Origin of the sequence: Algoriphagus yeomjeoni (genome assembly GCF_049821175.1) — a bacterium.
In the GTDB taxonomy this organism is placed as follows: domain Bacteria; phylum Bacteroidota; class Bacteroidia; order Cytophagales; family Cyclobacteriaceae; genus Algoriphagus; species Algoriphagus yeomjeoni_A.
In genome coordinates, this window is record NZ_CP187512.1 from 1,107,042 (window position 1) to 1,120,772 (window position 13,731).

The 13,731-nt window shown below is 40.5% G+C and carries 12 protein-coding genes; 6 read left to right on the forward strand and 6 right to left on the reverse strand.

What is annotated here, in order from left to right; genetic code table 11:
* The first annotated feature begins 246 nt into the window (after positions 1-246).
* The 4 genes from ACPUEN_RS04495 (at position 247) to ACPUEN_RS04510 (ending at position 3,031) form a co-directional block, all read left to right on the forward strand.
* Complete coding sequence (locus tag ACPUEN_RS04495) at positions 247-864, forward strand: hypothetical protein (RefSeq protein ID WP_425638854.1); 618 nt, start codon at positions 247-249, stop codon at positions 862-864.
* Positions 865-1,128: 264 nt separating this feature from the next.
* Positions 1,129-1,623 (forward strand): ubiquinol-cytochrome c reductase iron-sulfur subunit, encoded by a 495-nt coding sequence (locus tag ACPUEN_RS04500; protein WP_425638855.1) that lies wholly within the window; start codon positions 1,129-1,131, stop codon positions 1,621-1,623.
* Positions 1,623-2,162 carry a YceI family protein gene (locus ACPUEN_RS04505; RefSeq protein ID WP_425638856.1) on the forward strand — a complete coding sequence of 180 codons (540 nt, stop codon included), beginning with the start codon at positions 1,623-1,625 and terminating at the stop codon, positions 2,160-2,162. Before ACPUEN_RS04500 ends, ACPUEN_RS04505 begins: the two co-directional genes overlap by 1 nt.
* A complete protein-coding gene (locus ACPUEN_RS04510; RefSeq protein ID WP_425638858.1) occupies positions 2,162-3,031 on the forward strand; it encodes a DUF5777 family beta-barrel protein in 870 nt (289 codons plus the stop codon). The genes ACPUEN_RS04505 and ACPUEN_RS04510 overlap by 1 nt, the downstream gene beginning before the upstream one ends.
* Before the next feature lie 110 nt (positions 3,032-3,141).
* Here ACPUEN_RS04510 and ACPUEN_RS04515 read toward each other — a convergent pair whose 3' ends face one another.
* The gene (locus ACPUEN_RS04515; RefSeq protein ID WP_425638860.1) at positions 3,142-4,734 is read right to left on the reverse strand and encodes a hypothetical protein; all 1,593 of its coding nucleotides are present in this window, start codon (positions 4,732-4,734) and stop codon (positions 3,142-3,144) included.
* Positions 4,735-4,866: 132 nt separating this feature from the next.
* Here ACPUEN_RS04515 and ACPUEN_RS04520 point away from each other — a divergent pair, with 132 nt between their 5' ends.
* Together ACPUEN_RS04520 and ACPUEN_RS04525 are read left to right on the forward strand one after the other, a co-directional pair.
* On the forward strand, positions 4,867-5,778 hold the full coding sequence (locus ACPUEN_RS04520; RefSeq protein ID WP_425638861.1) for a helix-turn-helix transcriptional regulator: 912 nt from the start codon (positions 4,867-4,869) through the stop codon (positions 5,776-5,778).
* 135 nt (positions 5,779-5,913) lie between these two features.
* Positions 5,914-7,476: a S8 family peptidase gene (locus tag ACPUEN_RS04525; protein WP_425638862.1), complete on the forward strand. Its 1,563-nt coding sequence runs from the start codon at positions 5,914-5,916 to the stop codon at positions 7,474-7,476.
* 79 nt (positions 7,477-7,555) lie between these two features.
* On the opposite strand, the gene ACPUEN_RS04530 is transcribed toward ACPUEN_RS04525, so the two are convergent.
* The 5 genes from ACPUEN_RS04530 to ACPUEN_RS04550 all read right to left on the reverse strand — a co-directional run bounded on the left by ACPUEN_RS04530 (position 7,556) and on the right by ACPUEN_RS04550 (position 13,715).
* The gene (locus tag ACPUEN_RS04530; protein WP_425638863.1) at positions 7,556-7,861 is read right to left on the reverse strand and encodes a DUF3784 domain-containing protein; all 306 of its coding nucleotides are present in this window, start codon (positions 7,859-7,861) and stop codon (positions 7,556-7,558) included.
* Positions 7,862-8,015: 154 nt separating this feature from the next.
* Positions 8,016-8,897 carry an ORF6N domain-containing protein gene (locus ACPUEN_RS04535; protein ID WP_425638864.1) on the reverse strand — a complete coding sequence of 294 codons (882 nt, stop codon included), beginning with the start codon at positions 8,895-8,897 and terminating at the stop codon, positions 8,016-8,018.
* A 155-nt stretch (positions 8,898-9,052) separates the two neighbouring features.
* Positions 9,053-11,158 (reverse strand): M28 family peptidase, encoded by a 2,106-nt coding sequence (locus ACPUEN_RS04540; RefSeq protein ID WP_425638865.1) that lies wholly within the window; start codon positions 11,156-11,158, stop codon positions 9,053-9,055.
* Between the two features lie 2 nt (positions 11,159-11,160).
* Entirely contained in the window at positions 11,161-12,330 is a 1,170-nt protein-coding gene (locus tag ACPUEN_RS04545; RefSeq protein ID WP_425638866.1) for an NlpC/P60 family protein, read from the reverse strand.
* An 83-nt stretch (positions 12,331-12,413) separates the two neighbouring features.
* Complete coding sequence (locus ACPUEN_RS04550) at positions 12,414-13,715, reverse strand: amidohydrolase family protein (RefSeq protein WP_425638868.1); 1,302 nt, start codon at positions 13,713-13,715, stop codon at positions 12,414-12,416.
* Between the last annotated feature and the right edge of the window lie 16 nt (positions 13,716-13,731).

A 13,731-nucleotide genomic window follows, 5' to 3' on the forward strand; every position in this document is an offset into this window, starting at 1 on the left:
TTCAGTCTCAGTGATCAGGTTGTGAAATTATCAAAGTTCAAATTCAAATTTCAATTTTCAAGGAGACACAAAATCACATTGCGTACTCAGTGTCACACTCCGCGAACTGCAACGCCGCCGTTCGTGTCACACGAACGGTAATTCAAAATTCCCAAGGAGACAATTTTCAATGCTCAACTTCAATGTTCAATTTTCAAGGAGACACAAAATCAAATTGCGCTCTCAGTGTAAAACTCCGCGAACTCAGTGGTTAAAAACTCATCAGTAAAAAACAATGCAACTCTTAATGAAATCGATTATCTTACCCTCGTGGATTTAGGAAATATCGTTTATATCGTCGCAGTGTTGGCCTATTTTATTTATCAGGCTACCAAAGGCAAAAAGAAGAATCAGACTGAAGATCAGGCAGAAATGTCGGGTGAACCTCAGCAGAAGCCAGTTACTTTTGAGGATCTGATGCGGGAAATCCGTGATGCCCAAAAGCCGAAACAGCCTGAGCCTGCCAAACCGAGAATGCAGCCTGCCTCTGTAGCTCAAGCCAAAGAAGTGGTTTATGAACGAGCTGGGGACACCACTTCCAGACCTGAGTGGAGAGCAGATCCAGCTCCTGCAGTTAAGAGATTTCCTACTAAGAAAATTGAGGAGGATGACGATGAGATTCAGCATTATCAAGGAGCGTTTGAGCAAACTAAATCCGAGCTTACCCGAACGTCTAAGGGCATTCCGGAAATTCCCTCACTCAAAGAGGTGGCAGAAGAGTCTTCGTCCACTAGCAAAAGCCGCTATGCCCGAATGCTAAAAAATCCTCAGTCTATCAAAGATGCCATCGTACTGAAGGAGATTTTGGACAGAAAACATTTTTAGAAAGTCAGAGAGAGTAAGGCTAAAAGCTGAAGTCTGAAAAATAAAGTGATAATTCTTAAGTCAGAGTGGCTATAGGATGGGATGTTTTCAATTTTTTTCCATCAGTTTCAAGAAATTAATTCTGATCCGGTGTCGGCTACAACCTTCATTTTTTTATGGTATATTAAAGTATTATTGCTTCCGACCGCAGCCAAATAATATTTTATGTAAACAACTTAATCCAACTTGAGTTATAAGCTCGTAACTACCAAAAAAAATATAATTATGGAGCTGATCAAATCAAAAACAGGAACCCTAAGTCAATCTCGTAGGGATTTTATAGAACGTGCAGGAATCACTGCAGTAATGTCAGCATTTGGTATAGGCTTTTTTACTAGTTGCTCAGATTCTGAAGATGAAAACCCGAACAACCCAACTACGACACCTCCAGGAAGCACCAATGGAATCACAGTTTCAGGTAGTACAATTACTATCAATTTAACTGCTCAAACTGGACTGGCAGCAGCAGGCGGATGGTTATTGGTGCTGAGTGCGCAGACTCTTGTGGTCAATGTAGGAGGAGCTTACATGGCAATGACCTCAGTATGTACACACTCTGCCTGTGATCGCAATTGGACCTTTACAAATAGCAGGTTTACTTGTACTTGTCATGGCTCTCAGTTTGACACCTCTGGAAATGTCCTTCAAGGACCGGCAACTCAACCTTTGCAATCATATGGAACTGCTTTGAATGGAACTACTTTGACAATCACCAAGTAATGAAACGCCTTCTATTTATCATCTACTTTATTACCACAGTTGCACAGGCGCAGACTTTCATTACGGAATCAGGATATGTGAATTTCCTTTCCAAAGCTTCATTGAATGAATTTAATGGCGAGTCTGACAAATTAAATGGGCTAATTGACCTGGATAAAAATCTATTGGATTTCTATATAGATCTTAATACTCTGGAAACTGGAATAGGACTTCGAGATAAACACATGCGAGATAATTACCTGGAAACGGATAAGTATCCCTTTGCAGAGTTTACTGGAAAAATGAACACAATTCCTTCATTAAGTACAGGGTCAAAAAGTTCAGTAACTGCTATTGGTACTTTTAAAATACATGGAGTGGAGCGGCAAATTCAAGTCAAAGGAACCTTAAGTAAAAATGCGAAAGGTGAACTGGAATTAGAAGGAGGGTTTAATGTCCTCTTATCAGATTATAATATAGAAATACCAAAACTGGTGTTCTATGAGCTTGCAGAAAAGCAGGAAGTTACACTCAAAGCACTATTTAAACCCAAAAAATAATGAATCGATCGCTACTATTGATCCTCTTGGGGATGTTGCCATTTTCACTTTTCGCGCAGCTGGAAAGAAACTTAGCTAATCCAAATCAACCGGTGGAATTGATTTTCCATGCCCCAAGACATATCAACTTGCTGACTGTGGAGCCTCTGAGTAAAAAGTCCATGCACTTTGCGATCATGCATACGTTTGGTACGTTAGACGGAGGAATTCAAAACCTCTTTGGACTGGATAATGGGGCAAATATTCAATTCAGTTTTGAATTTGGATTGTCTGAAAAATTCTCCTTGGCGGCTTCTAGATCAAGCAGAGACAAGGTTTATAATGTCTTTGGACGCTACCATATTTTCCAACAAACTCAGAATGGAAGCAAGCCTTTCTCCTTGAGTGTGGCTGGTGGCGGGGGAGTCAATTCATCGAATTATGACTTTCTCCCAGAACCTGCTCCTAACTTTTCGGAGCGGATGAGTTACTTTGGACAGGTGATGCTAGCTAGGAAGTTCTCTCCGAAAATCAGTTTTCAGTTGACCCCAATGTTGGCTTATTTCACTGATCCTAGGCCTGTGTATCAGATCGAGGGCACAGATAATTTGTATGTGGCTCTAGGATTTAGTGGAAAGTTGAAGATCACTGAGCGCTCTTCTTTAGCATTACAATTCATCCCTAATTTGAATACAGATCTGAGAAGTAATTTTGGGATTGGTTGGGATGTAGAAGCCGGTGGACATGTTTTTCAGATGTATTTCGTGACTTCGCAGGCGCTAAATGAGCAGTACCTTTTGGCAGGTGGAAATGGTACCATCGGAGACGAGTTTAGATTAGGCTTCAATGTCAATCGAATCTTTGCCACAGGTCAGAAACGCAAAAAGTAATAGAAATTAATTTAGATCCGAGGGAAAATCTAACCTGTTTTTACCTCGGATCAAGTTCCTACATCCTACTTCCCACTTCCCAACTTCCTGACTTCCCACTTCCCAACTTCCTACTTCCCAACATCCAACTTCCACTCACTTACAGTAATATTCCCAGAACGTTGACTTTCTACTAGCTCATAATTCTTGCTGAGCCAGACTGAAATCACATCGATGTCTTCCTGTTCTTCAGGATAAGCATGCAGGTAATAATCGTAAATCAATACTTTCAGTCGTTCTGGTTGAAGGAGGGAATCTTGAGGAAATTGGTAAAGAGAAAGAAGCTTTTCCTGTGCCAAAGTATCATCAGCTAAAAGCACTTTTTTACTAAAATCCAGAAAGCTGTGAGTATATATATTCTCCTTTGAATCAGCGTTTTGAAGATCGGTAGTTAATGTATGAATTAGATTATTGTATTGCTTGAGGTTCTTTTGATAATAGATAGAATAGATAGCAGGAAGTAGCAGGATTAGTCCAAAAAGTGCTGTGGAGATCTTCTGATTTTTACTATAAAGTGGTAGGAGAAATGCAGCATTAAAAGCAGCCATTTTCCAGTCTTGAATCAGCATGGCAACTACTATTCCTAAGCCTAGAAGCATGCCTAAGTAGCTTTTCCACTTTGTACTAACTTGCCAACTCCTCCATTCAGAAGTAATCAAAAATGCCAATATTGGAATTAGAATAATGAGGTGGCGGGGATTGAGATAGATGGGATTGTAGAATGCCAAGGTGGAACTCATGAACCAAAAACCAATCAAAAGACAGGCGAGTGCTAAGCTGAATACTCTTGCTGCAGAATTTCCACCTTTCCATCCTTCTATTATTCCTGGTACCGCAAAAACCATCCAAGGCCAATAAGCTCGCTCAACGAAAGTTAGGACTGGAAGTATCGTTAATCGCTCCAAGATGGACCAGAATCCTTTGTCAGCATAGGTGTAATCTGAGATGTAATGTCCAGCATTGATGGAAGTGATACGATGTAATGGATTTCCGAATTCAATCCAGAAATAGCCCAGATAAGCTATTCCTAGCAATATTGCTGTACCGATTAAGCTGTAATAAAATCTCCAATTCAATTCCTTTTCTTTTAAATCAAAGTAAAATAGCAGAAGAGGAAAAGGAGCTAGAAATACGATGGTTTCCTTGGTAATGAAACCTATAAATAGAGCCGAAATCATCAGTATTCCAGAAAATATGGGTTTGCTTTTTCTAGAGGTAGCTGCTACAGGAAGCAAGGTAGTCCACAGAACCAAAAGGCTGTCAGGATATACTTTTGTCAGGAAATGAAGGAGATAAACTTGGGTACAAATCCAACCGACAAGAACCCAAGTTAGACTTGCTTTTGGAAGTACTTTGACCAATAGAAATATAGTGATGACGTAACTCAGCAGGGAGATTAGAGAGATTTTATGCGGATCAAACCCAAAAATAAGCCCGATCAACCCAGCAGGCACATAGGCTCCCCAGCGGCTGGAGAAATGATAATCATTCACCTCCATGCTCCCGTCCCAGAATTTCTGCCCTGCGAGTAAGTAATAGACATCATCGCTAAATGTAATCCCATCGAAGCCGAAGAGCCAGTACGCGATAAGGAAGAATGTGCCTAATGCAAAAGCTGAAAATTGCGATTTAGTTAAAAATGGATCATGTTCTAAGCTTTTCATTAAGCTAAAATTAGAAGGAATTTTATTCTTCTTGAGATTATTTGTGAGATAGATTTACTGACAATACGCGTCAATTACTGAAATAGCTAAACTCATTTGTTTACTTTTAACTTTCCAAATTCACTACCTACCATGAGCCAAGCAGGAAAGATAGAGCAGCAAAAAATTCTCCGCGTTTTCAAATTGATTAATCTGCTTCAAAGCAATATAGGAAAGCCTGTGCATAGGCTTGCTGAGCTGTTGGAGACGGATGAGCGTACGATCTATCGCTATTTTAAGCTTTTGGAAGCGCTTGGTTTTGAAGTAGTGAAGGAGTTTAGTAAGTATAAAATCCAGCAAAAGCCGGGAATGGATCATACGCTTAATTATGGGACTTTCTCCCAAGAAGAAAGCCAATGGCTGAGATCTATGATCGAAAGTCAAGGCAAAGGGAATTTGCTTCATGATTCCATTATTAAAAAACTGGATGTACGATCTGAGGTGAAGCAGGGGACCGAGCAACTGTTCAAAGCTAACCTCAGCAGATTAGTAGATGAGATAGGTCTTGGAATTCAGCAGAAAAAGCAAGTTTGGTTGAAGGATTATTATTCGCTCAGCTCTGATACTACCAGTGATCGCTTGGTAGAGCCCGTAGCTTTTTCTTCAAACTATGAGACTATTCATGCGTTTGAACCTGCTAGTAAAAGCATGAAAGTTTTTAAAATTGAGCGGATAGGAGAAGTCGTGTTGAGTCAAGGGACATGGAAATTTGTAGCCAAGCATCAGCTACCGGGAACTCAACTTTTTGGATTTACTGGAAAGAATAAGTTTCAAGTCAAATTGAAGCTAAGCAAAAAAGCATATCAACTGATGATGGAGGAGCATCCGAATGCCCGTCCTTTTATGTCTATAAAGAACAGAAACCAGTATTACTTTGAAGGTGAAATCCCTCAATTACCTGGATTGGCTAGATTTATTTTGGGCTTGCCGGGTGAGATTAAGGTGGAAGAAGGAGAGGAGATGAAAGCCTATTTGAGCGAGCAACTTTCCAAAGTGCTTGTTTAGGCAGTAGGGATTATAACATGCTTTTTAGGTGAATTCAAAGCTCGTTAGAAACAATGCTAGACTAATATAATGATTGCGGTTTTTCATATATTTTTTTTAACTTATTGATTATCAATTTTTAAAACCAATATTTTTATGAAGAATTTAAAGAATAATCAGATTTTTGGGCTGATTTTTATCGCCCTTTTTGTAGTCTCTTGTAGTACCGAAGAGCAGCCAGTGGTCTCCCAAGTGGAGTTTACAGAATCAAATACCGAAGTAATACCATCTTCAGAAATCGACCAGATTATCCTCAAATCTCTACAGGAATCCGGTGATTTTATCTGGGGAAATCAATCCGATGAATTGATCTGGAGTGCATTGATTCAAAGTGATTCTATTCTAAGCATAGGCTATCAGGCCAGCGGAAAAGAGTTGGTCAATGCTAGAATTGGGTTGGAAGCTGTGGATAGTCCAGAGATGAAGGAAGCAGCTGGGAAAATCATTGGCATGATTTCAGAAATTTCCTCAAAACAATCAACCTCAAATTTGAGAGAAACTGATGAGTCCGAAATTCATGAGGATTTGCCTTATCTGGAAATTAAAGTTTCCAGTCTGGAAGCACTTCAAAATCTAAGGGAAATGTCTGAGGTAAGGTACTTCGAACCTCGAAGCTATGAGTTTGATTACAGCCTTTTAAACGATAACCCATACGCAAGAATAAGCAGTGATTCTGGATGTGAGAATGAGCCTCAAGCTATTTCAGGATCTGACTTTTCGATTATAACCCCTGGGGCAAAATCCTCTTGGAATTATGATCAAATGGGTATTTCGCAAGCCTGGTCACAAAGTACTGGTGCAGGAATCACAGTTGGAGTGATAGATACGGGTCTTTCTCCAGATCAACCTTCTTTGAACGCTTGGTTCAATAGCGGGCAATCCAGTGGCAGAACTGTTCAGAGCTTTGGTACTTATAAAACGGGTTATTGGTGGTGGAAAAAATACGATGGTCCGAATGATCAATGTGGTCATGGAACAGCAATGGCTGGAGTGGTGGCATCCCCAAGAAATACGGTTGGAAATGCGGTAGGTGTGGCTTACAATTCTAATTTGATCAGCGTTCGTGGGACAAGTGATGTGATTTTTAATTCCGGGAATGAGAAGGATGGAGTAGCTGAAGCTTTGGTATTACTTGGAAAAAGATCAGATGTAAAAATTATCAGCATGTCTATAGGAGATTTATTTTCCAACTCCAAAGTGGCAGATGCCATTCGTTATGCTCATAATCGAGGCAAATTGATTTTTGCTGCAGCAGGCACTTCTACTACGTTTACGAATTGGGTAGGAGTGATATTTCCAGCCACGATGTCTGAGACTGTGGCTATTACTGGTGTGAAAGAAGGAAATGGCTATCAGCGATGTGATACCTGTCATTCTGGTTCCCAAGTCGAGTTTACGGTAGTCATGGAAAGGAGTGGCTCGAATACCAAGCCATTGACTACCGCACTTTACAGCAATGATCCATCCACAGTGGGCGGTTCTTCTGTGGCAACAGCCACCGCCTCCGGGATAGCAGCATTGGTTTGGGCAAAAAATCCAAGTTGGAGTAGGGATCAGGTACTTTCCAAGATGCGTTCAACCTCAGATCTTTATCCTGCCAAAAATGGAGAATTTGGCTACGGGAATTTGAATGCAGCAGCTGCAGTGTTGATCAATTAATTTCTTTTTGAACAACAAACGGGCTTAGAGATTAATCTAAGCCCGTTTTTTTATTGTTTTTCGGACTGAATAGTACAATTTACCTTGAACGATTGTTCACTAGTATGTTCCCAAAAACTATCAGCACTATCATACCTACAATAGTCACTAATACCCAAATTCCACTTAAAGATGGTTTATTTAACCAAATTGAAACTAAGTATCCCGCGATAGAAATTAGTCCCATCACTCCAAATACGATAGCAGCAAAAGTTGGGAGCGCATTTGATTCAGCATTTTCTTTATCTCTATTGGATAAGCTATTGTAACCCGCCAATAGTCCAGGATAAATCTTGACTGCAATAGCGATAGCTATAAAAAGTAAGCCTATGTAAATGGTTTCCATGAGGATTAGATTTATTGGTTAACCTTAAGCAATTTTTATAGGAATTTTAAAGCTAGTTAACAAGGGTTTAGTTTGTTGTAATTATTTTGCCACTCCATAAGTATTTTATACAGTTACGGAGTGGGACTAATCAACTTGCAAATGTTTGACTTCGTCAGTTTTGAGCTTTTAAATTGAGAAGAAATTGAGCAGTCTCTGCATTCATTTTAGAAAAAGCGAACCACTTCTTCCCTAGATCTTTGATTGAAGCCCCAAAGTGGCACATATCTTTTCCGTCGAGAAGAAGAAAACGGTCATGGGATTTTTTGAGCTCATAGATGTTAATCGGTTCAAATTGTGAGTTGTGCTTCTTTAAATCCAGTAGCAACTGTTTACTAACAGTATTAGTATAGCAATCTACCTGTACATTTGGCTTTCTTTTACTGAGAAGTAATAATACCGTTTCATCCAAATAATTGTCTATCAATAGAATGTGAGAATTGGCACTTTTGATAAGTTTAGCGACAAAGGAATATGCATCGAAAACCTGTCCCTCATAGAAGATTCCCTGTTCAGGGAGTTTTGGATCATTTTCCAATGCTTTAAATATTTTCTCAAATTTCTGATCAGATTCGATCTGTTTAAGCTCAAGGAGATCTACTCGTTGTAGAATTCCTTCTCTATTTGTAATCACTTTTCGCATTTCTACGAATGCTTTCATCAGCTGTATGCTTACCTGAACTGCTATTGGACTTCTCAAAACAGCCGAGAGCATAGCCACTCCTTGATCCGTGAAAGCATAAGGTCTCCTTCTCAGTCCCATCTTCTTATAATTGGAGGTCACAATTTGTGACTTCCAATTCTCAAATTCTATCTCAGATAATTGAAATCTCAATTCTTTAGGAAAACGTTCTATATTTCTTTTTACTGCTTGGTTGAGTGCTTTGGTTTCTACTTGGAATGCTTCAGCAATATCCCTGTCTATCATTACCTGAGTATCGTGAATAGTCAATACCCAGTTTTCAAAATTTGTGTTGATCAGATCGTTGCTTGTCATAAAAATTTTGCTCACTAAATTAAAAAGCTAGATAGGAAAAAACCTTAGTCTAAAATAAGCATATAACAAGATAAAACCAATCTCCTATAGCGAAAAAAGGACTCAGAAATTAATCTAAGCCCTTTTCTTAAGTCTATAGTCTAATGTCTAAAATCTCATTTCAGACTCTTAGTCATATCCTCAACTTTCTTACTTAAGTCTAGAATTGCTTTAGAATAACGGGTATCCCATTCTTCCAGGCGTTCGGTTGAATTGGTTTCTACCTCGTATTTGATTCCTGGCAATATCCACGAAGCATATCCTGAAAATGGATCAGTGCTTACATAAAGAGACCTGTACCAGCTACCGAAATACATTCCTTTGGGATCTATCCAGCTCTTTTCCAATCCAATTAAATCTTCGTTCAATGTGGAGATTTGCTTCTCTGATAGTTCACCTGATGCTAAAGCTGCATTCATAGCTGTCTGATATGCAGCTGAACTAGATTCAAGCTTTTCAATAGCAGCATCTACTTTGTCAAAGGAAGTGAAATTGGAATCCATTTCTTTCACGGATTTCACGGCATTATCGAAATGCAGTCTCAAATCCTGCGCATATCTGGGTACATCGTAAGGAATGATTGTAGCATTTGCCAAGCGTAAAGTCAATACTCCGATCACAGAAGCGACAGTTCCGCCCATTTTGAAAGTAGGGTCTACAAATTTGCTGTAGTAGTGGAAGTTATCATAGTTGGAGTGATAAGCAGAAGTTCCGCCTGTTCCACCACTCAAGCTAGGTACACCTGCATACATGTAAAATGCAATATGGTCTGATCCACCTCCAAGATTTCCGATTCTCGGTTCCTCATTTTTTCCAGCCCAAACTTGAAATACAGTTTTGGAGGAATCTGGATAAGCTACTTCTTTTGTAGCTTCGATGATCAGATTTTTGAGGGTTGGAGCTGCAGAAACACCAAAGTTTCTACCAGAAACTCCTGCATCAAAATTCATATAAATCACTCCCTTAGCTCCCAGTTCCTCCTCAAATTGTTCAACCCATTCCGTAGAACCGATCACACCTTGCTCTTCTGCATCCCAATGTCCAATCAAAATAGATCGTTTTGGAGCTTCACCATTCTTAATTAACTCGCCCATAGCTTCTGCCAAGGTCAACAGCATCGCAGTGCCTGAATTCGGGTCAGTTGCACCAAAACTCCAGGCATCGTAGTGACTCCCTAGGATGATCCATTCGTCAGGATATTCGCTTCCAATGAATTTCCCGACAATATTATTGGCGCGGATAAAATCTACTGGCTGCTCTACTTTCACCCGAACTTTCAAGTCGGAACCTCCTGTAATTTTATATTCAAACGGCAATCCTCCTTGCCACGCTTCAGGTACTGAAGATCCTTTCATTCTACTCAAAATCTCCTTTGCAGCACCATAACCAATAGGGGAAACTGGAATCGTGTGGAAAGCCACATCCTTTGGGTCTAGGCGCTTTACTTTCTTATCTCCATCAAGCGGAAGTGCAGGTTCGAATGGAGTCAATGGGTCTCCCGTGTAATCCAAAGTCAATAAAGAGCCTCGCTGGATAGTGGTTTCATTATAGAAAGGACCATCTGGATACACATCTCCTTTTCCAAATCCTGAATCTTTTGGATCAGTGAAAATGATCAAGGCCGCAGCTCCATATTGCTCCGCAAATTTTGCTTTGAATCCTCTGAAATTTCCTCCATACCTAGCGATGACTACTTTTCCTTTTAGATCAACACCCATTTCGGCCAGTTTCTCGAAATCAGCTTTGACACCATAATTAGCATAAACCACCTCTGCGGTCACATCTCCAGATCCAGAGTAGGCATTGAATCCCTTGTAAAGTCTCGGGTCATTGGAAAAAGGGTCGCCTTCAATAGGACCTTCCTGTTGAGACAAGATGATTTTTTCCGGGGTAATGATTTCCAAAAGTGATTCTCCTGGATGATTTGGCAGGTAGACATCGTAAGGGTAGGAGGTGACGTCCATTCCTGCATCAGACATCACTTTGGTCATATAGGCTGCTACGGCTTCATTTTCCGGAGTTCCTGCGATGTGCGGAGCTTTGGTCAGTTCTTTCAAATGAACTTTGAACCGGTCGTAATCGACTGCTTTCAAATATTCCTGTTCAAGGCTAGCCTCCTTACTTTTATCCTGAGGAAAAAAGCCTGTGACTTGCTGTGCATTGGCAGAAAGGGTTAAGGCAGCTGCAAGGGCAATTCCTAAAAATGGTTTGTTTACTGACATGGTTAGTTATTTGTTAAAAGCTCTGAAACTGATAAAACGTGTTCGGAAGGTACATTTATAATTCTTTTTGTCCTTAAATACCTTCCTAGTTCGTATTCATCATAATTTGGGTTTGTCGGGTCAAAGCTAGAGATTCTGACTAGGCCACGGGAATGTATAAACTCTCCATTTCCTATCCACATACCCACATGAACCACACGTTCTTTTTTCTCTGGAGTGCCTTTTACTCCGAAAAACAATAAGTCCCCAACTTGAAGCCTATCCCAATCTTTATCCGCATCGACTAGCTCGCCTTCGTTGATTTGCTGAGAGGCGTCCCGGGGAATAATCTGTCCATTGAGGTAATAGATCGTTTTGGTAAATCCACTACAATCTACACCCTTAATGGATGTGCCTCCCCAGAGATAGGGAGTTCCCATCATTTGCTTGGCTGTAGTTATCAATGCTTCTGGTGAAGTATTTCTAGAGGCTATCCAGTCTTCCCAAATCATAGTTTCCGCAAAAGGGATATATCCTAATCTACCATCCGGCAAACTTACTTCTGCATAACTGTGATTTTCTCCTTCAAAGGTCAAAATATCACCAGCTACGACATCTGAAATCATATTCTCTTGTCTAGGTGAATCCCATACATGACCATAAAGTGAAGTGTACACTATTTTCGGTTCCTTAAACCACTGTTCCAATTCTGCCTCTGACATCAAATGAATTCCAGCTCTGTCCACCCAAGAAAGGTAACCGTCCGGAGTTTGGACAAGAAACCAACCGTCATCTTCTTTGAGGACGTTGAGTGGGGTTCCCATCAATGCTTGAGTTGCAAGTTCGGCTGAGTGCTTAGGGTTGCTTCTGATATTTGCCACTGAGATAGTGACCAAAGCTTTGGTTTTTTCACCTAAAGCTGCCTCTGGCAAACGAGTGACAGCATCAATAAAATTGATCTGTTGTGAATTCAGTTCTTCGATTAAAGACAGTAATTCTTCTGGCTGATCCGTTTCACCTTTAAGAGAATCATTTTCAAAGTTCAAGTCCCAAAGGGCTACCCGTTTATCCGGTGCGACTTCAGCTCTTTTCGCTTCAATGAGTGAGTTTACTTCTTCATTATTATTCTTGTTTTCGCAGGAAATAAGAACAGTAATCAGCGATACTACAATTGGGATATATATTCTTTGCATAACAGGGGCAAAATAAAAGAAAACCACAAGCAAAGCCCAATATCCGGACTCTTCTTGTGGTTTTAATTGAATTGTTTCTAAGATTAATTGACCTTCAACCCAGGAGAACGATCTAGGAACTCTTGGTAAAGTCTGATTTGACGGTTTGATAGAGGCATTCTATAGCCTTCGATAAACACATGCATGATATTGGTTTTGGTCTCAAAAGGATCACCATCTGCCACGATCAAGTTGGCTACTTTGCCAGCTTCTACCGAACCATACTGATCAGCTAAGCCAAAGATCTCAGCAGGATTAATCGTAACTGCTTTCCAAGCTTCTTCTTTACCCATGCCATAAGCTGCTGCAAATGCAGCGAAGAAAGGCAAGTTTCTTACGTTCTCTTGGTCATCTGTTCTGATGGCAACTTTCACGCCTGCTTTGGCCATTTTACCTGCGTTAGCATAGGGTGCATCGTAACGGTCAGATTCACGGGTAGGAAGTGCTTGGATAGGACCTGTGATCACAGGTATTTTGGCAGTAGCTATAGAATCCGCAACTCTCCAGCCTTCAGAAACGCCTGTAAAAATGACTTTAGCACCTTTTCCTTCTACCCATTTGATAGCAGCAAGGATATCAGAAGCGGCATTTACTTCAATCAAAAGTGGAAGTTCACCGGTGGTTGCTTTAGCCAGCTGAGCCATTTCAGGGTAATAGTCTAATTCTGCACCATCTGCTATAAGCTTGTTATAGCTTTTTGCATTATCCCAAAGATCATTTGCCTCTTTCAGTGCTTTCTCGTTTGCCTTCTTGATATCCTCATCAGATCTACGGTCATATCTTCCTCGGCGACCGGAGCTTGGGAAGTTCATCACAATTCCTTTGAATCCTGCAAACATCTGGTCTGGCGTATAGCCATTAAGGTTGATCAAAGCTGCTGTGCCCGGGAATAAGCCTCCTGCTGGTACTGTAAGCACTGTAGTTACGCCAGATACTCTAGTCACTGGGATAGCAACAGAGTTTGGATTCACTGCGGTCAAAGCCTGCATATTAGGAGAGAAATTACCGATTTCAGCATAATCTACAGTCTCAGGGACTGAGCTCACTTCCACCAAACCAAGTTTGGTGCCACCGTCGATCATACCTGGATAAATAAATTTTCCAGTGCAGTCAATTACTTCAGCTCCATCTGCAGAAATATTAGGTCCAACTTCCTTAATTTTTCCATCTTCTACCAGTACTGAGGTATTATTTAATACGCCATTTGTGATGGTGACTACCGTCGCATTTTGAAGTAAAAACTTACCTGGTCTTGGTTTGATAAATTCCCCGTCGATCTGAGCCATTGCCATCATAGGCAACAAGGCAAAGAGGAAGGCGATAAAGATTTTATTTAGTCTTTGCATGTCTTCTTTGATTACG